Origin of the sequence: uncultured Bradyrhizobium sp. (genome assembly GCF_947648125.1) — a bacterium.
Taxonomy (GTDB): Bacteria; Pseudomonadota; Alphaproteobacteria; order Rhizobiales; family Xanthobacteraceae; genus Bradyrhizobium.
Window position 1 is genome coordinate 1 of sequence record NZ_CANSMR010000021.1, and the last position, 19,021, is coordinate 19,021.

The 19,021-nt window shown below is 63.7% G+C and carries 9 protein-coding genes; 2 read left to right on the forward strand and 7 right to left on the reverse strand.

Translation table 11 applies throughout. From position 1 onward, the window contains the following. Nucleotides 1-62: 62 nt before the first annotated feature. Both Q0030_RS29165 and Q0030_RS29170 read left to right on the forward strand, forming a co-directional pair. A complete protein-coding gene (locus tag Q0030_RS29165) occupies nt 63-9,821 on the forward strand; it encodes a filamentous haemagglutinin family protein (RefSeq protein WP_298375034.1) in 9,759 nt (3,252 codons plus the stop codon). 22 nt (nt 9,822-9,843) lie between these two features. Further along, nucleotides 9,844-10,386, forward strand: a complete 543-nt coding sequence (locus Q0030_RS29170) for an RNA polymerase sigma factor (protein WP_298375036.1) — start codon at nt 9,844-9,846, stop codon at nt 10,384-10,386. Nucleotides 10,387-10,690: 304 nt separating this feature from the next. Here Q0030_RS29170 and Q0030_RS29175 read toward each other — a convergent pair whose 3' ends face one another. The 7 genes from Q0030_RS29175 to Q0030_RS29205 form a co-directional block, all read right to left on the reverse strand. After that, the gene (locus Q0030_RS29175; RefSeq protein WP_298375039.1) at nt 10,691-11,623 is read right to left on the reverse strand and encodes a sugar-binding protein; all 933 of its coding nucleotides are present in this window, start codon (nt 11,621-11,623) and stop codon (nt 10,691-10,693) included. Nucleotides 11,624-11,719: 96 nt separating this feature from the next. Continuing rightward, the gene (locus tag Q0030_RS29180; protein WP_298375041.1) at nt 11,720-12,802 is read right to left on the reverse strand and encodes an ABC transporter permease; all 1,083 of its coding nucleotides are present in this window, start codon (nt 12,800-12,802) and stop codon (nt 11,720-11,722) included. Then, nucleotides 12,802-13,566 (reverse strand): ATP-binding cassette domain-containing protein, encoded by a 765-nt coding sequence (locus Q0030_RS29185; protein ID WP_298375043.1) that lies wholly within the window; start codon nt 13,564-13,566, stop codon nt 12,802-12,804. The genes Q0030_RS29180 and Q0030_RS29185 overlap by 1 nt, the downstream gene beginning before the upstream one ends. 39 nt (nt 13,567-13,605) lie before the next feature. Then, nucleotides 13,606-14,955: a carbohydrate porin gene (locus Q0030_RS29190; RefSeq protein WP_298375045.1), complete on the reverse strand. Its 1,350-nt coding sequence runs from the start codon at nt 14,953-14,955 to the stop codon at nt 13,606-13,608. A 229-nt stretch (nt 14,956-15,184) separates the two neighbouring features. Further along, entirely contained in the window at nt 15,185-16,246 is a 1,062-nt protein-coding gene (locus Q0030_RS29195; RefSeq protein ID WP_298375047.1) for an ABC transporter permease, read from the reverse strand. Beyond that, nucleotides 16,243-17,769: a sugar ABC transporter ATP-binding protein gene (locus Q0030_RS29200; protein WP_298375050.1), complete on the reverse strand. Its 1,527-nt coding sequence runs from the start codon at nt 17,767-17,769 to the stop codon at nt 16,243-16,245. Before Q0030_RS29200 ends, Q0030_RS29195 begins: the two co-directional genes overlap by 4 nt. A 64-nt stretch (nt 17,770-17,833) precedes the next feature. Beyond that, nucleotides 17,834-18,799 carry a sugar-binding protein gene (locus tag Q0030_RS29205; RefSeq protein WP_298375053.1) on the reverse strand — a complete coding sequence of 322 codons (966 nt, stop codon included), beginning with the start codon at nt 18,797-18,799 and terminating at the stop codon, nt 17,834-17,836. Between the last annotated feature and the right edge of the window lie 222 nt (nt 18,800-19,021).

The window sequence follows — 19,021 nt, forward strand, 5'->3', positions numbered from 1 at the left end:
TGGACCCGACCTCGGCGCTGCCGGCCGGTCGCGTCAACACGGCCTGGTTCGATGCACCGGCGTTGAATAGCTTCGGCCTCGGCGGCCTCAACATCAACACCGCCAGCAAGATCGCGATCGACGCGCCGCTGCAATTGTCATCGGGCGCGCAAGTCAAGCTGATCGCTCCGACCGTCGATATCGGAGCCGACATCATCGCGCGCTCCGGCAGCGTCCTCGTCAGCAACATCCTCAATGCCGCAACCGGCACGTTTGCGCTGACAAACGCGGCTGGGAGTGCGGCCCTGACGCTGGAATCCGGCGCCGTCATCGATACGCGCGGCCTGTGGGTTAACGCGCAGACCAATCCGGGCAGCGTGTCGGGCCTGGCCTTCCTCGACGGAGGTAACGTCACCTTCGATTCTGTTCAGAACGTCACGCTCGCCGCCGGCAGCGCAATCGACGTGTCCTCCGGCGGAGCCGTCCTCCCTAACGGCAAGACGCAAGGCGGCAAAGGCGGCAACGTCACGATTCTCGCGGGTCACACCCAGCAGAATGCCGGAACGCCGGGCGATGGAAATCTTGTTCTCGATGGTGCGATCCGCGCCTGGGGCGTCACTGGCGGCGGCACCCTGACGATCTCGACGCCCGGCAACATCCTGATCGGCGAAAACGCCGAACTTGCCGGAGGTGTGCTGCCCGCAGGCACGCCGGCGCCGGTCGCATTGAAGTTCGCCCAACCGCTCACCATCCCGGCGGGGCAGCCGCTGCCGGTGCCGCTAACGCTCACCTTCACCTCATTGGTCTATGACGTGCCGACCCCGGTCGATATCCGGAGCGCGGGTGTGCCCAGTGTGCCGACCGGCGCGGACTGGACTGTTCCCACCGGAATCCTGGTGCAGACACGGGTGAACGGCAGCACGCAGTATTGGGGCTCGGGATCCGTGTTGCCGGCGGGCTCGACCATCTTCGCCTTTAATCTCGGAGGCAACACCGGTGATGTCATTCCGGCCGGCACAGTCTTTCCATCGAAAGTTTTTCCCAACGGCCTTCCGGTCCTGCCCTACCAGATCTCCTACGCAGCTGGGTCGGTTCAATCAACGCCGATGACTTACCCGGTCGGCAGCACTATTCCGGTCGGCGGGGTGATACCGCAAACCGTCGCCGTCGAGCCCGCGCCATCGCTCAATCCCGCGTTCTTCACCGCCGGCTTCTCCAATTACGACATCAATGGCGGGCTGGGTGTTGTGGTGGCCAACAACACTGTGCTTGCGGCCGCGATGCCGGTCTACCGGTTCACAACTAGCAGTTATGCGGCACCGGCCGGCACCGATCCGTCGTCGGCGTTGGAGCTGTGGACCCCGCCGCTGTTCACCGGGGATCCGCGTAAGGCCACCGTGACCCAGCGCGGCGGCGCGAGCCTCACGCTGCGTTCGCTCATCAAGCCCACAACTGGCGGCGCGATCGTGGTTGGCGACGGCGCCTCGGTCAGCGTCGATCCGGGCCAGAGCATCACGCTCGATGCCTTCGGTCAGATCAGCGTGTTCGGTAACCTCACCGCGCATGGCGGCAGCATCAATTTGGTCAATGATGCCTACGGTTCGCCGGTGCGAACAGGCTTCAACTTCGACCTGAGCGGCAACGGTCGCGGCATTTCGATCTGGGTCGATGCCGCTGCCAAACTCGATGTCTCGGGCCTGGCCTATCAGGCGTCCGATACATCAGGACATCTATTCGGGAAGGCGACGGACGGCGGTTCCATCACCATCAATGGTGGCGGTGCCTTCGTGGTCGTGCGTCCGGGCGCCGAGCTCAATGCAGATGGCACGCAGGTCGCGATCGATTTCGCGGCAGGCGGTGCGGCCTCGTCAAGCCGCCCACAGATGGTCACAACGAATGGCGGCTCCATTACGTTGTCATCGCAGAGCGGTCTCTATCTCGACGGCGATGTCCACGCCCTCTCCGGCGGAGCCGGCGCCTCCGGCGGCAGCCTGTCGATCGCGCTCACTACGCCGAACTTCGACGGGAATTACTTCCCCAAACTGGTGACGTCGGCCAATGTGGTCGTTCCGAGCCTGATGACCGTGGTGCAGGCGCGTCCGGATTCCTCGTTGCCGGAGGGCATCGCCCCGGGCACGGCCGCGTCGCATCTGGCGTTCGGCCAGGCGACCGTGAGCGTCGACATGGTCAAGGCCGGCGGGTTCGACAGCCTGACGCTGACGTCCGGCGACTACATGGCGTTCTCCGGTAACGTGTCCCTTTCGTTGGGCCGGAGCTTGACGCTGACGGCAGCGGCGTTCACATCGGGGGCCCCGGTGTCCGGACCGATCGATCCCTCGATGCCGGCCACCATCGGCGACGTGAAGGTGTCGGCTCCCTACATCCTGTTTCGTGAAGCGACGGCCGTCGTCCCCGATGGGTCCGTCAGCGCCAGCATCCGTAATCCCGGTGGCGCGGCATTGCCGACATCAGCCACGTTCGAGGCCGACGCAAACCAGATCGACATCCAGGGTCTCATCCAGTTCTCAGCAAGGGCACCGAACAACCAGTTCGGGCCGGGATTCTTCACGACCAAGTTCGTCAGCCAGGGCGACATCCGCTTCCTGTCGATGCCCGGGGTTGTCGCAACCCAGTTGTCGACCAGCGGCAATCTCGAACTGCTCGCCGCGCAGGTCTATCCCGCGACCAACACCGTTGCCACCGTCATCGCAGGCAGTGGAAATTCCGATCCGACGACGACGCTCACCATCGGACGCACCACCGATGCGATTCCGGACGCTCCGCTCTCCGTGTTCGGCCAGCTCGCGTTCCAGGCGCCGGTGATTGAGCAGGGCGGCATCGTTCGCGCACCGCTCGGTGTTTTGACCTTCGGCCTGGGCTGGCCAGTGTACACGCCACACGTTGATCTGCTGCCCGGCAGCCTGACTTCCGTTTCGATGGCAGGCCTGACCATCCCCTACGGCGGTACGATCGACGGGGTGACCTACACGTATAACGGCACCAGCATCCGTGCGATCGGCCTCACCAACTTCAACAATAACGGGCCGCAATCCGGCATCATCCTGGACGGGCAGTCGATCAACGTCGCGAGCGGCGCGATCCTCGATTTGTCGGGTGGCGGCACGCTCGCCGGCGCTGGTTTCGTGTCCGGACGCGGCGGCTCGGTCAACGTGATCAACACGCCGCTCGTCAACGCCAACCCTGCGACTCCCGTCAGCAAGGCGAGCGACAAGGTCTATGCCATCCTCCCTGGCTATAGTTCGGGCTACGCACCGATCGCGCCCGAAAACGGCGCCGGCGATCCTGCGATTGGTCAACAGGTCACCATTCCGTCCGGTGTCCCGGGACTGCCGGCGGGAACGTACACACTGCTGCCGTCCAACTACGCGCTGTTGCCCGGCGCATACCGTGTCGAACTCGGCGGCAGCACCACGACGCCGGTCGGCAGCCCGCTCACAATCGGCAACGGCACCTACGCTGCTTCGGTCACCACCGGCATCGCCAACACCGCGATCAAGGACAGCCTGCCGGTGACGGCGCTGATCACCGCGGGCACCTCGGTCCGCAAATATTCGCAATTCAACGAGCAGAGCTACAGCGATTTCCTGCTTGCCAACGTGGCGCAATTCGGCGGCGTGCGTTCGCTGCTGCCGAGCGACGGCAAGACGCTCGAGATCATGTTCGAGAGGCCGAACGCCACCCCGATCGAACCTGTGCTCACATTCGACGGCACCGCGCTGTTTCAGGGTACGCAGGGCGGTAACGCCGGCCAGGTGGCGTTGCTGAATGTCGGCGAAATCTATGCTGACGCGCCGACCCAGGGATTTTCCAGTCCCTCGGTCGACGCCGCCGATCTCAATGCGCTCAAGGCGCCACGTCTCCTGATCAACGGAACCGTCATCATCTCGAATGGCGCGCTGTTCCTTAATCAGCCCTACGGTCATGATCTTTTCATCCGCGATGGCGTCTCCCTTTCCGCTGGGGAGATGTTCTTTATCGGCAACAATATCAGCGTCGGTAACAACGTGACGCTCAGCACCATCGGACAGGGCGCAGTCCCGTTCGATTCCGTGTCGACGGGCATGAGCTATGCGGTCAGCCAGTTCACAGTGCTGGCGCTGTCCAATGGTAACGTCAACTTCCTTCCCTCGAATGTCGGCAACGGTTCGATTACCATCGGCGCCGGCTCGTCGCTCTATTCCGAAGGGACGCTGGCGTTCGTGACCAACGGCGCTTCCGCGATCGATCCGACCGCCCATTTCGGGTCGAGCAACATCGCGCTCGCGGTCGGCACCATCAATATCGGCGACGCCGCGACCGTGGCCGCGGCCGGCGCACCCGCCGGATTGATGTTCGATCAGACGCTGTTCAACACTCTTCTCCATGGCGATCCGCTGCATGGCGCGCCGGAGCTGAAGACCATCACATTGTCTGCGGCGAATTCCATCAATCTGTTCGGAGGTGCCGGTCTGGATGCCACCGGCAGCGGTGTCAATCTGGTGCTGAACACCTCGGCGATCTATGGCTACGGCGCAGCCGGCGACAGCTCCACCATCGCCGCCAACAAGATCACGTGGAATGGCGTGAGCGGGGCGATCCCGCCGGCGATCGCCGCAGGCGGGCCGGGCACCGGAGCCGGCATCCTCAATTTCGTCGCGGACGAGATTGACTTCGGCCGGTTTGCCTCGCTCGACGCAACGACCGCGAGCCGCGTGATCTACGGCTTCAGCAACGTCAATATCGCCGCCAACTCGAGGATCGTCTCGGCCGGCAACAGCAAGCTGTTCGTCTACCAGTCGCCGAGCGCTGATCCCGCTGCCGTATTCGGCCAGAGCGGCAGCGGCGGCAATCTGACGCTGACGACGCCACTGCTGACCGGCGCGCAGAAGTCGATCATGGCCTATTCCGCTGGCGGCGCGCTCAATGTCGTCGCGCCCGCGGGTATTGCGCCAAGCGCAGCCGGGTCCACCGTGGCCGGCGCCGAGATCGACCTGACCGGCGGCAGCGTCGGGATCGACAGCACGATCCTGTTGCCGAGCGGCAAGCTCGTGGTCAACGCGACGGGCGATATCGCACTCGGCGGCGCAAGCCGTATCGACCTCGGTGGTCGGCCGTCAACGATTCAGACGGCGACCGTCTATGGCTTCGGCGGCACTGCGATCTTCAACAGCGCACAGGGCAGCCTGACGCAGCTTGCTGGCTCCATGATCGATGTCTCCGCGACCAACGCCGGTGCAGGATCGATCAGCATCGCTGCGGCGAACGGTCGGGTCACGCTGGGAGGCGCGCTCAACGGCGCGGCGACGGGTGGTTACGCCAGCGGTGACTTCAGTGTGTCCAGCGGCACGCTTTCGAGTTCGGACTTCGCCGCGCTCAACGCTCTGCTGACCCAGGGCGGGTTCTTCGACGCGCGTGCCTTCGATATCAGGAACGGCGATCTCGTCATCGGCGACGGTGTGAAGGCAAGCAACGTCACGGTCGCCACCGACAACGGCAGCCTCACCGTCGTCGGCACCATCGATGCGTCCGGTGCCGCACCCGGCACCATCCGGCTCTCGGCCGGCAATGGGCTCGCGCTGGCGCCGACCGCCGTGCTCGATGTTCACAGCACGGTGCTGCAGGTCGACAGCTACGGCCAGCCGATCGAGGCGAGGAACCGCGGCCATATCGAGCTGACCGCGGCAGGCGGCGCGCTCACGCTGGCATCTGGCGCCACCATGAATCTTACCGCGCCGAACGGCGTTGCCTATGGCGACGTGGTGCTGAACGCACAGCGCACCGGCGAGACCTCGGGCGACATCGCCATCAACGCAGCGGGTCCGCTCAACATCAAAGGCGCCTACAGTATCGCGCTCAACGCGTTCTGGACCTATGACCTGCCGGGCGGAAGCACCATCACCCAGACAACGCTCGACGGCTACGACACCGCGAGCACGGCCTTCATCAACGCCGCATTGGGCAATGCGGGTTTGGCGGCGCGCGTCGCAGGTCTGTCCGCGTATGGCAGCACCTACCATCTGCGGCCGGGCGTCCAGATCACATCGAGCGGCGACCTCTCGACCTCCGGCGATATCGATCTTGCCCAATATCGCTACGGCGCGGGCGCTGATCGCAATCCGAATTCGGCAACCTACGGCGCCGGCGAGCCGATGGCCCTCGTGATCCGGGCCGGCGGCAATGTGACGGTCAAGGGAAGTATCTCGGACGGATTCAAATCATCACCGGGAGCGCTGGCGAGCATCAGGATCTTCGACGTCACCAACAGCCCGTACTTCACCCAGCGCTCATTCAGCGGCTACACCTACTGGTACGACGGTCAGACTGACGTTTACGTCGTGAGCAATTGGACGGTTCCGAACGACGACTTCTACAATTGGTGGATCAACAACTTCTGGGGCCCACTGGTCGATACCAATAACAACTCCTACAACCCCGGAGATACGATTCCCGCCGGTACGATACTGAGTGCCAGCAACAGCTCTGGGTTCGCGTTTGAGCCCGGCAGCATGCCGACCGTTGCGGTTGTGGCGACGCCTGCAATTCCTGCGGCTCCGGGCACCGCGGCCGGAGCCCAGATGTTGGCGCCGGGGTCGCTCTCCGCGTCGATCCGGCTCGTGAGCGGCGCAGATCTTGCCGCCGCCGACCAACGCGCGTTGCAAACGACACAGGCACTCAATGGGAGCGGCAACCTGACGCTAAGCGATCCGGCCTACAATTCGTCGCGCAACGGCACGTTCTTCAGCGTGCTGCGCACCGGCACCGGCAGTCTCGACCTGCTGGCCGGCGGCAGCTTCAGCGAGGCCACGCCATATGGCGTCTTTACGGCCGGCACCCAGGCGGCGCCGATCCTGGCGGCCGACGGCAGCAATCCCTACGATCTTGTCGGTGTCACCAGCAGCGGCAACTCGCACGCCTGGTACCCCGAGCATGGCGGCGACCTCCTGATCACTGCGCAACGGGATATCACCGGCAATCTCCAGATCGCGGACAACAACACCCGGTTCGCCGACTCCAATCTCACCGCCAACTGGCTCCGGCTGCAAGGCGGTGGCGTCTCTGCCGATCCGGCTGCGTGGTGGATCAATTTCGGCTCGCTTGCGAAGACCGGCCCATTTAGCAACAACCAGCAGCTCATCGGCTTCCAGGGCATCGGCACGCTCGGTGGCGGCAACCTGACTGTGATCGCGGGCGGCAATGCCGGCGTGACAGGCAACGGCTCGACCGGCCTCGACCTGGCGGTCGCCTCGACCGGCCGTATTCTGCCGAATGGCACGCTGGTAGAGACCGGTGGCGGCAATCTGGTCGTGAAGATTGGCGGCGGACTCAATCCGGTGGTGCCAACAACACCTAACGGTCAGGGTCAGGTGCCGGACTATTTCGGCTCGATCACCAACCTGCGTGGCGACACCACTGTCAGTGCCGGGTCGGTCGGCGCGCTGGCCCCGAACACCTGGCCATCCTATTTCGTTTCGTACGATCCGCGCGCCGTTGATCCCAACGTCTTCAAGCGCTCGCTCAAGACGCCGGGGCCGCTCGTCATCCCGGGCGACGGCAGTGTCAGCATCACGACGCGTGGCGACCTCGTGCTCGGCGGCGCGGGCGACGCCGGCATGGCGTCGCCAGTCGATCTGAACGGCATTGCGTATACGGTACGCAACGCGGACGGCACTACGACGCTCATGAGCCGCGGGCAATCGAACTTCACATTGTGGACGCCGGCGACCGCGATCGATCTCTACGCGGCGGGTGGTGATGCGGCCGTATTGAGCGGAGTTTCCTTCAGCGGCACGGCTTTCTTTCCGGGAACGCTGATCGTCGCAGCCGCCAACGGTGATATCCGCTTTATGGAGCCTGCGGCCGGCGGCGGAGTGCCGACAATCGAACTGCTGCCGTCGCCTCGCGGCCAACTCGAATTGCTGGCAGCCGGCTCGGTCTACGGGACGAGCCAGGTCGTGGCGATGTCGGGCGCGGACATGAGCACGCTGGCGACGCCGTTCAATCCCGTCTTTGCCACCGGCACCGGCGGCGCCGGCAGCAGCAACGCGTGGGCGAACGCCGCCAATCGCATCAATCCCATCAGTCCAATCGCTTTCGGCGAGGACACGCCCATCTCCAACCTGCATGCAGGGGATGATCGGCCGGCCCTGGTCTATGCCGGCATCGACATTGTCGATCTCACCCTCGGCCAGGCGCAGCTGGAGAGCCCGAGTGCCGGCGCGTATTTCTATCCGACCCACAGCACCTGGTATATCGCCGCCAAGCCCTTCGAGGTGATCGCCGGCCGCGATATCGTCGGCACCGGTCCCGTGCCCAGTGCGCTCCTGAACAATGGGCCGAACGATATCTCGCTGATGCAGGCCGGCCGTGACATCTTCTATCAATCGGTGACCGTTCTCGGCCCTGGTCTGCTTCAACTGCAAGCCGGCCGCAACCTGTACCAGGGCTATTACGGCTCCTTGGTCAGTGCGGGCGACATCGTTAGTCAGTCCAACACCACGGGCGGTGCGGGTATCGTCTCGATCGCAGGCACCGGTATCAACGGCCCCGACTACACCGATTTCGCCAAGCTGTATTTCAACGCAGCGAACCAGCTTCCCGGCGACGGCACGCCGCTCGCCGGCAGCGGCAAGGTCGCCAAGACCTACGCCGACGAATTATACAACTGGCTGCACAAGCGCTTCTCGTCCGACCAGAACTATACCTACAAAGGCCAGTCCTACATCTTCACCGGCACGAAGGACGACGCGCTGGCGTTCTTCCTCTCGCTGCCCATGGAGCAGCAGGGCGTGTTCGTCCGGCAGATCTACTACGCCGAGCTGACGGCCGGCGGTCGCGAATACAACGACAGGGCCAGCAGCCGCTACGGCAGCTATCTGCGTGGGCGCGATGCGATCGCCACCCTGTTCCCGGATCAGGATGCACAAGGTAATCCGCTGACCTATTCGGGCAAGATCACCATGTTCAGCGGCCTCACGAAGGACATTTTTAACAACATCTACGTTGCCGACGCCGGCATCAACACCCAGTATGGCGGCGACATTCAGATCCTCAATCCGGGCGGGCAGACCATCATCGGGGTCGAGGGCGTGACGCCAGGTCCTGGTGCTGGCCTGATCACGCAAGGCCAGAACAGCAATATCGATGTGTATTCGCTCGGCAGCGTGCTGCTCGGCCAGAGCCGCATCATGACCACGTTCGGTGGCAACATCCTGGTGTGGTCGGCGATCGGCGACATCAACGCCGGCCGCGGCTCGAAGACGACGGTGATCTATACGCCGCCGCTGCGCACCTATGACGCGTATGGCAATATCAAACTGTCGCCGGCGGCACCGGCCAATGGTGCCGGCATCGCGACGCTCGCCCCCATTCCGGGGACGCCGCCGAGCGACGTTGACCTGATCGCGCCGCTCGGCACCATCGATGCGGGCGAAGCTGGCATCCGTGTCTCGGGCAACGTCAACCTCGCCGCGCTGCAAGTAGTCAATGCCGCCAACATCCAGGTGCAGGGCACCTCGACCGGCATTCCGACGGTGCAGGGGCCGCCGGTCGCAGCACTGACGGCGGCGTCGAACACCACCGCCGCCAGCCAGCAGGCCGCGGCGCCACCGCCAAAGAACAATGACCAGCCGTCGGTCGTGATCGTGGAAGTGCTCGGCTATGGTGGGGGCGAGGGCGCCGCGCCGGATCCTGAGGAGGACGAACAAAAGCGGCGTAAGCGTAGGCAAGATCAGCACAGCTACAACCAGAACAGCGTGCTTCAGCTCGTCGGCAATGGTCCGCTTTCGGAAACGCAAAGGCAGGCGCTCACCACGGAGGAAAGAGCGAATCTCGAGACACGCTGAGGAATAGTTTGGGGCCCTGAACGTGGCTGATACCAACCAGGCTCGGCTGCGTGACCAGCTGGTGCAGAACTATGACGCCCTCATTGCGAGGCTGACGCGCCGCCTGGGCTCCTCAGACTTCGCCCACGAGGCTCTGCACGAGACATTCCTGCGGCTGGATCGGGTCACGGACGCGGTCCCGGTTCGCAGTCCGGCCGACTATCTCTTTCGCATCGCCATCAATGTCGCGAAGGATCGGTACAGAGCCCAGACCTATCGCGTCAGTGTATCCGAGGTCGATACGCTGCTGGATGTCTGCGACGATCAGCCCGACGCCGCAAGGGTGGTCGAGGCGCGCTCCGAGATCGTGGCCTTCAAATGCGCGTTGGCCGAGCTTCCGGACAGGCCTCGCCGCGTGCTCCAGGGCATCTCGATCGAGGGCGCAACGGCACACGAAGTGGCGGCCCGTCTGCAGGTCAGTCTTCGCACGGTCGAAAATGACCTCAGGCTGGCCTTGCGGCACTGTGCGACTGCTATTGGCCGCACGGTGGTCCGTCGCCTCGGCGGGCCGCGGCTGCGGTCGTAGTCGATGTAGCAAGCGGCAATGGCTTCGTGACTGAAGCGCCGCATCATCGATGTTCTCAAGCAACGGGAAGGCTCGTCGCCGCTGGCGCGGCTGATCCCCTCGGATGACGGTGACGCAGCCGGCGGCTGGCCGATCTGGCTGCTGCCGGTCAGAAGACCATCGCGCTCAATGCTCGAGAAGGCACGCCGGCAGATATCGTAGGTTTGGTTGGTATGGGGAAAGGCGGTAGCCTTCCCCCATTACCCGACTTTGTGCGCTGAGCCGCAGTTTTCCACGAATAGGTGACGCCGCGCTGCGCACGCTGCTACTTCAACATCGCCGCGACGTTGTCCTTTGTCACGACGTCGAGGCCGGTGTGGATGATCTCCGGCACCTTCTGGCCCTTCTTGATGGCAAGCAGCGTATCCATCGCCTTCTCGCCCATCTCGAACGGACGCTGGCCGATCAGCCCATTGGCATAACCCTCGTTCAGAAGCTCAAGCTGCATCCGGAGGGTGTCGGCCACGACGAGCGTGAACTTGCCTGCGTCGATCTCCTTCTTGCTCTTGCTGGCGAATGCCTTGAAGCCTTCCGGCGCGAACATCGGCCAGCCGCCGACCGGGATGATCGCAGCAAGGTCGGGAGTTGCGGTGCGCAGATCGGTCATCTGCTGAACGCCCAGCGCAGGGTCGTCGTTGCAGAAGGTCGGCGATCCCCCGACTTCGGTCCACTTCGAGCCCTTGAGTGCTTCGCGGACACCATCGACACGCTCGGCGAGGTTCGCCGCTCCCGGCCCGCCGGAGATCATCGCGTATTTGCCACCGTCGGGCCGGAGCTTCAGCAATTGCTTGCCGAGCGCGACGCCGAACTCCTTGTTGTCGGTGCCGATATAGGCAATCCGCTTCGAGCCAGGTGCGTCCGAGTCGAACGTGATGACGGCGATGCCGGCCGCCGTCGCCGCCTCGATCGACTTGGTCATTGCGGCAACGTCGGCGACCGAGATGGCGAGGCCGTCCACCTTCTGGGTGATGAAGTCCTGGATGATCTGCGCTTGCGTCGCCGGCTCGTGTTCGACAGGACCCTTGTAGATGCATTCGATGTTGCCGAACTCCTTGGCGCGCTTCTGGCAGCCGTCGCGCGCGAAATCGAAGAACGGATTGTTCATCGCCTTGGGCACGATCACGAATTTGTAGCTCTGGGCAAGGCCGGGCGTCGCCATCATGGCGAGGACCGCGGCGGCTAGAAGTGTCTTCCTCATTGCTTCCCTCCACATTTTTATTGTGCCTATTCCTCGAAATCAGCGGCTCCCGGAGACGGATAGGCGAACGTTCATGATCCTCCGGGGACGAACTCGTCAGGCCATGCGCGAGCGGAGGCGATCGACCAGCACCGCTGCGATGATGATCACGCCCACCAAAGTCTGCTGCCAATAGGAGTTGACCTGCGCGAGCACGAGGCCGTTGCGGATCACCTCGAGCAGCACGCAGCCGACGATGGCTCCGAGCGGACCGCCGGCGCCGCCGGCGAGATTGGCACCGCCGATGACGGCGGCCGCAATGACGTTGAGCTCGTAGGACGTCGCCATGTTTGCCGGCGCCGATCCCAGCCAGCCGCAGATGATGATGCCTTGCAGACCCGCCGCGAGCGCGCAGATCACGTAGATCTCGATCTTCACCCGCACGACCGAAATACCGGTCAGCGCCGCCGCCTTCTCATTGCCGCCAACGGCAAAGACGTGACGGCCGAAACTGGTGTGGTGCAGCACAACCGCCATCGCCACTGCGAGAACGACGAGGTAGATGAACGGCGTGGGCATACCGAACACGACGCCCGACGTCAGCGTGTAGAAATAACTGGCTTCGGGGCCGCTGGGAAAGCTGCCGCGGCCGTTGGAGACGACGTAGCCGAGGCCACGCACGATCGAGAGCATGCCGAGCGTGGTGACGAAGGGCGACAGCCCGAGCACCGCGATGCAGAAGCCATTGGCGAGGCCGACGATCAGCGCGACGCCGAGTCCTGCCAGGATCGAGACGAGTAGAATCAATCCGGGCACATTGGCGATCACGGTCTTGCCGTCGCCGGCCAGATGCACGAACCAGTCCGCGCCGGGCATGCCCGGTGTCGAGATGTGCGTCATGACCATCGAGGTGATCATCGCGGAAAAGCACATCATCGAGCCCACCGAGAGATCGATGCCGCCCGTGATGATGACGAAGGTCACGCCGAGCGTGGCGATGGCGATGAACGAAAAATTCTTCGCCACATTCTGTATGTTGCCCTCGGTGAGGAAATAGGGGCTGGCGAAGTTCATCACCACGAACAGCGCCACCAGCGCGAGCAGGACGTAGCCGGTCTGCGAGGCAAACAAGCCGCTCTGCCACCATTTGGCTTTTCCGACATTGGTGAAGGTGATGGGAGATTCCAGGGGCGTGGCCATCACGCAGCCTCCTTCGCTCCCGTGATGAGGGAGGTGACTTCCTCGGGGCTGGTGTCGCCGATCGCCTTGTCGGCGCGTTTCTCGCCGCGGCGCATGACGACGACGCGGTCGCAGACCGCGAACACGTCGGGCATGCGGTGCGAGATCAGCATCACCGCGACACCCTGTTCCTTCAGGCGATGGATCAGGCTTAACACCTGCTCGACCTGGCGGACCGAGATCGCGGCCGTCGGCTCGTCCATCATCACGAGCTTGGCATTGGAGAGCCGCGTCCGCGCGATCGCGACCGCCTGACGCTGGCCGCCCGACATCTGTCTGACGAGGTCGTGCGGACGGGTCTCCGAACGCAGCTCGCCGAACAGCTCCAGCGCGCGCGCCGCCATCGCCTTGTGGTCGAGCAAGGCGAACGGACCAAGCTTGCGCTTGAGCTCACGGCCGAGGAAGACATTGGCCGCTGCCGTGAGATTGTCGGCGAGCGCGAGGTCCTGATAGACCACTTCGATGCCGATCGCGCGGGCATCGATCGGACGGGCGAAATGAACCGGCTTGCCGTCAAAGCGGATCTCGCCGTGGCTTGGCGGGAAATTGCCGGCGATGATCTTGACCAGCGTCGACTTGCCGGCGCCGTTATCTCCCATCAGGCCGACCACCTCGCCAGGGGAAACGCGCAGGTCGACGCCATGCAACGCGCGAATGGCGCCGAACTCTTTCCCGATGCCCTTCAGCTCCAGGACCGCTAGCCCGGCGTCGTGAGGGGTCACCATGGCTGGCCTCGCTCAGGCATGCTGGCAAACCCCTCCAACTCAGAAGTGCACCAGCGTGCGCAGACCAAGGACCCAGGCATTCTCGGTCTTGATGCCGGCGGCATTGTAGCCGCGCCCGCCGGGATTGATCACGTACTGGGCGTCGAACTTGAGGTTCATCCAGCCGGTCGCCTGCCAGCCGTACCAGGCTTCGATCGGAACTTCGTTTCCGCCCGCATTCAGGGTGAGCGCAGCCGAATTCACGTGGGTCGTACCGACCGCGAAACCGACTTCGTCTTCGGGGCGCCAGGAGAACGTTCCGGTGTGCCTGAAGCCCAAGGCGACCTGATAGTCCTGATACGACGTCCGGTGATCGGCGACGGTCGTGTTGAGGAACACGTACCAACCCTGTGCCTTTGCACCCTCAACGGTCAGCCGCTGCAGGATCGACTCATAGACGCCATAGCGGCCGCGTTGATCGCCCAGGTTCTGGTCGGAGACGCCGCCGATGCCGGGGGCGATCGCGATGATACCGGGGAGGCCGCCGTCGATCGTCGACGCGCTGTCATACCAGCCGCCGAAGCGCCAGGTCCCGTTCAGGGGGCCGCTCGGCGCCCAGACCACCTCGACCGGCACCAGCACGCCCGAGGCCCGGCTCGAGCCGGGGACGCCCGGCAGGAAGTAAGTCGCGGAGTCCGACGTCGTCAGATAGTTCGGATTGGCGTCGTAGACGCCGACCGAGAGCTGCCATTCCTTGGTGAAGTTGTAGTGTGCGACACCGGCCCATTGGCTGACCGGCCAGTTGTAGATGTAGCCACCCTGGATGTTGCCGGGCTGACCGCCGCAGAACGTCAGGTTGATGAACTCGCACAGGCCGAAGAAGAAGTCCGAGCCGACCGGAAGACGGCCGCCCTTGAGTTCAAGGCGGTCATCGAACAGTTTCTGCGAATAGTAGAGTTCGGTCAGGCGAAGAATGCTGCCGCGGCCGAATACTTCGTTGGTCAGCTGCAAGGCCGGAATGCCCGCTTCGTCGTTCAGGTTGCGGCCGAAGCGGTCGACCAGCGTGAGGCCGACCGTACCGCCCTGAATGCCGGCAAGCTTCGCCATATCGAACTTGGCTTGAAAGAACAGCTGTCCGGCTTGGGTCGCGGTGTTCCTGTTGCCACCCGACAAATTGCCGACGGCCTCGTCGCCCAGCGTCAGGGCCAGCGAGATACCCCGCTCCTTCAGCTGCGTCCTGCCAAGATCGCCGAACAGATAGGGCCTGGTCCAGAAATCATCGGTCTCCGTGTAAGGCACAGGCGGAGCTTTGGTTAAAAGATCGGCTGCATGCGCGCCGCCCCCGAATAGAGATGACAAGGCGATCCCCACGCCGCACGCCCACGCGGTGCTCACAGACCTAAGTGACATTTTCTGCACTCCCAGCGTCCCCGGCTTTGTCCATTTGTGTCGCGTCCCCGCCCAAAGCCCTTTAGCCGGAACGCGCCCCGTCAATGTACCGATCCATCAACTTGAGATAGAAATCGCGCACACGGCAAAGCAACCTTGCACGTCGAACTCTCCCTCAAATTCTCCTCCTCAAGTCGCCGCGACCATGTTTGCCGCTCCCCGGTCGCGGTGTTTCCTTATCGCGTCGTCGTCATGCCTGCTCGCCCGTACTTGTCCGTACCGCAGCTGCGCCGAGCGTCGATGTGCCATGCTTTCCCTGCGCAGGTGTCGCTTTCGGCGCCGTGCGGGCGAGGCCGGCCAGCGCGGCCTTGCGCCGCCGCCGGGCCTGCAACTGCTGATCCGCCAGCACGCCGATCAGAATCACGGTTCCCATCACCGCGAAGTTCAGGGAGTTCGGAATGCCGAGGATGTTCACGAGGTTCTGCAGCACCTGCAGCAGCGCGGTGCCCAGCACGATACCGAGAATCGAGCCTTCGCCGCCGCGCAGGCTGCAGCCGCCGAGGACGGCCGCCGCGATCGCATAGAGTTCGTAGAAATTGCCGAACGAACTCGGAGAGACCGAGTTGGTGTAGAAGACGAACATCACGGTCGAGACGCCGGCGAGGCCGCCGCTGATGACATAGGCGGTCGCGATCACGAGATTCGTTCTGATGCCGGAGTAGCGCGCCGCTTCCTCGTTCTTGCCTACGGCATAAAGCCAGCGTCCGTAGACCGAACGGTGCAGCAGCACGCCGAGGATCACCGCAAGGATGATCAGGAAGATGAAGGTGTTCGGAATGCCCGCGACATTGCCGGAGGCGATGTTGCTCAGCGTGCTGGCCTCATCGCCGTAGCCGAAGCCGCGCGTCGAATCGCTGGTGTAGTAGCGCGCGGCGCCGCGATAGATCAGCAGCCCGCACAGCGTCACGATGAAGGGCTGCATCTTCAGCCGGGTGATCAGGAAACCCTGAATGCCGCCCAGCGCAAGCCCGCCCATGAGGACCAGCAACAGCGCGAAGGGCCAGGGCACCTGATACGTCGTCAGAAGGTCGATGAAGACGACGCCAAGCAGCGCGAACATCGAGCCGAGCGAAAGATCGATGCCTCCGGTGATGATGACTAATCCTTCGCCCAGCGCGAACACACCGAACAGGCCGATCAAATTGGCCATGTTCAGCAGGTTCACGAACGACAGGAAGGCCGGATTGATCGCGCCGGTGATGGCGGAGATCACCGCCAGCAGCAAGAACAGGCCGAGTTCCTTCTTCATCATGGCGCAGCGGTCTCCATGGTTTCGAGCGCCTGGCCGACCGCCAGCCTCAACACGTTGTATTCGCTGAACTGGTCGCGCTCGAGCACGCCGCTGACGCTGCCTTCATGCATCACCGCGACCCGGTCGGAGACGCCGATGACCTCTTCCATGTCAGATGAGATCATCACGATGGCGACGCCCTGGTCGGCGAGGCTGCGCATCAGGGCGTAGATCTCGCTCTTGGCGCCGACATCGATGCCGCGGGTCGGCTCGTCGAAGAACATCACGCGCGGCTGCATGGAAAGCCACTTGCCCAGCACCACCTTCTGCTGGTTGCCGCCGGAGAGCGTCACGGCTTCGATGTCGATGCTCGGCGCCTTGATCGACAGGCGCCTCGCTTGTTCCTTCGCGATTTTGCGCTCGGATCCGCCGTTGACCAGCCACATCCGCGCATGATCCAGCAGGCTCGCGAGCGTCACGTTCTCCCGGATCGGCAGCTCCAGCACCAGACCGGATTTCTTGCGATCCTCCGGCACGAGGTAAATCCCTTGCCTGATCGCATCGCGAGGCGAGGCGACACCGACCGGCGTGTTGTCGATCCTGATCTCGCCACCCAGCAACGGGTCAACGCCGAACACCGCGCGGGCAAGCGAAGTGCGGCCGGCCCCAACGAGCCCGGCGAGGCCGAGGATCTCGCCGCGCCGCACGGACAGGTCGATCTGCCGGTCCGGAAAGGCCGTCGTCACAACGCCGGCGATGTCGCAGCCGCCCGGCTGCGGCGAGTGTGCCGGCGGCGTGTACAGCGCCTTCAGGTCGCGGCCGATCATCAGGCGAATCATTGCCGCATGGCTCAACTCGTGGCGCGCCAGCTCGCCGACGGTGCGCCCGTCACGCAGCACCACGACGCGATCGGCGCAGCTCATGATCTCACCGAGCCGGTGAGAGATGTAGATCACCGAGATGCCGTGGGCCTTCAGGTCGGCAATCACCTCCAGCAGCCGTTCCGTCTCCGTAATTGTCAGGCTGGAAGTCGGCTCGTCCATGATGATCACGCGGGCGTCGATCGAGAGCGCCTTGGCGATCTCCACCATCTGGCGCTCGGCGATCGACAGATTGTCGACCAGCGTGTTCGGCGCGAAATCGGCGCCCAGCCGTTCCAGCAGCGGCGTCACGCGGGCGCGCATCTCCGCATTGTCCACCAGCTTCAGCGGGCCGCCGGCAAGCTTCTCGCGTCCGATGAAGACATTGGCTGCGACGTCGAGGTTTTCGAACAGGTTCAGCTCCTGGTGCACAAAGGCGATGCCCGCGAGGGTCGCCTCGTTCACCGTCATCCTTGCGTGGTCGTTGCCGCCGATGCGGATCACGCCCGCGCTCGGCGCGATCACGCCCGCCAGCACGCGCATCAGCGTCGACTTGCCGGCGCCGTTCTCGCCGATCAGGCCCAGCACCTCGCCGCGGCAGACGCGCAAATTGACGTCGTCGAGCGCCCTGACGCCGGGATAGGTCTTGCTGATTCCGCTGAGTTCGAGCAGCGTCTCCGCCATTCGGCATGTCCTCCTGAAGCCCGCCCGGCGGCCTGTGGCGGCCGGGCGGTGAAGCCGACTGAAGTTACTTCTTCAGCAATTCCTTCAGTTGCCCGGCGAACTCCGCGACGTTGGTCTTGCTGATTACCTTGGTCGGCACGATCAGCTTGCTGTCCTTCGGAATCCAGGACTTGTCGCCGTTCAGCGTCTTGATGATGTTGGTGGCGGAGAGATAACCGAACTCGTAGGGCTGCTGCACGACCGTGGATTCGATCGTGCCGTCGGAAATGCCCCGCAGCGTCCGCTGGTCCTCGTCGAAGCCGACGATCTTCACCTTGCCGGCCTTGCCCGCGGCCTTCACCGCATCATAGATCAGCGGGGTCTCGTAGCTCCACAGGCCGGAGAGCAGTGCGATGTCGGGATATTTGACGAGCACGTTCTCCATGTTCGCCTTGGCCTTAGCAAAGTCCACCTGGTCGGTGAACACGTCGACCAGCTCGACCTTGGTGCCGGTGATCGATTCCTTGATGCCCTGTACCCGCTCGCGGGCGTTGTCGGCGTCCATCGTTCCAACGAACAGCGCGATCTTGCCGCCGTTCGGCAGCGCCTTCTTGATCTCCTCGCCGGCCTGCCGTCCGGCCGCGACGTTGTCGGTGCCGATATAGGCGAGACGGTTGCTCTGCGGTGCGTCACTGTCCGTCGTGATCAGCACGGTCTTGGCCGCGACCTTGTTGAGTTCTTCGGTTGCATGCGGCGCATCGTCGACCGAGATCGAGATGCCGGCGACGCCGCGCACCAGGAGGTCGTCCAACTCGCGCCGCTGGCCAGCCGCGGTGCCTTCGTTGGTGACGATCAACTCGATATTGTATTCCGGGTGCTCTTTTTGCGCCTTCTCAAGCCCGCGGCCCGCGATGGTCCAGAAGTCGGCTGCGACGTTGGTCACCAGCGCGATGGTCTTTTTCTGCTGCGCCTGTGCTATCCCCGTTACCATCGCGAACGCGGCTGCGCCCGCCAACAGCGGCACGATCAATCTTTTCATTGAGTCATTCATATGCACCTCCCTGTCGACACCCCCGGTGAGGGGATTTCACGCTTGGCGCTTTTCACGCCTTATTTTATTCACGTAACTAATAAATTAGCGCGACAAAATGTCCAGTCAAGGATGTTCATGTTTAGGACTTCACGCAATAATAGTGAGAAGGTGATGTATTTCCGCCGCTACCTGCGCTTTTTGGCCAACATCTGAGTTGTATCCGTTGAATAATTTCATCAA

Bases quoted from the DNA above. Each gene is read 5' to 3' on its own strand.
- Q0030_RS29175 (WP_298375039.1), bottom strand. From the start codon at position 11,623: ATGAGGAAGACACTTCTAGCCGCCGCGGTCCTCGCCATGATGGCGACG.
- Q0030_RS29180 (WP_298375041.1), bottom strand. From the start codon at position 12,802: ATGGCCACGCCCCTGGAATCTCCCATCACCTTCACCAATGTCGGAAAA.
- Q0030_RS29185 (WP_298375043.1), bottom strand. From the start codon at position 13,566: ATGGTGACCCCTCACGACGCCGGGCTAGCGGTCCTGGAGCTGAAGGGC.
- Q0030_RS29190 (WP_298375045.1), bottom strand. From the start codon at position 14,955: ATGTCACTTAGGTCTGTGAGCACCGCGTGGGCGTGCGGCGTGGGGATC.
- Q0030_RS29195 (WP_298375047.1), bottom strand. From the start codon at position 16,246: ATGATGAAGAAGGAACTCGGCCTGTTCTTGCTGCTGGCGGTGATCTCC.
- Q0030_RS29200 (WP_298375050.1), bottom strand. From the start codon at position 17,769: ATGGCGGAGACGCTGCTCGAACTCAGCGGAATCAGCAAGACCTATCCC.
- Q0030_RS29205 (WP_298375053.1), bottom strand. From the start codon at position 18,799: ATGAATGACTCAATGAAAAGATTGATCGTGCCGCTGTTGGCGGGCGCA.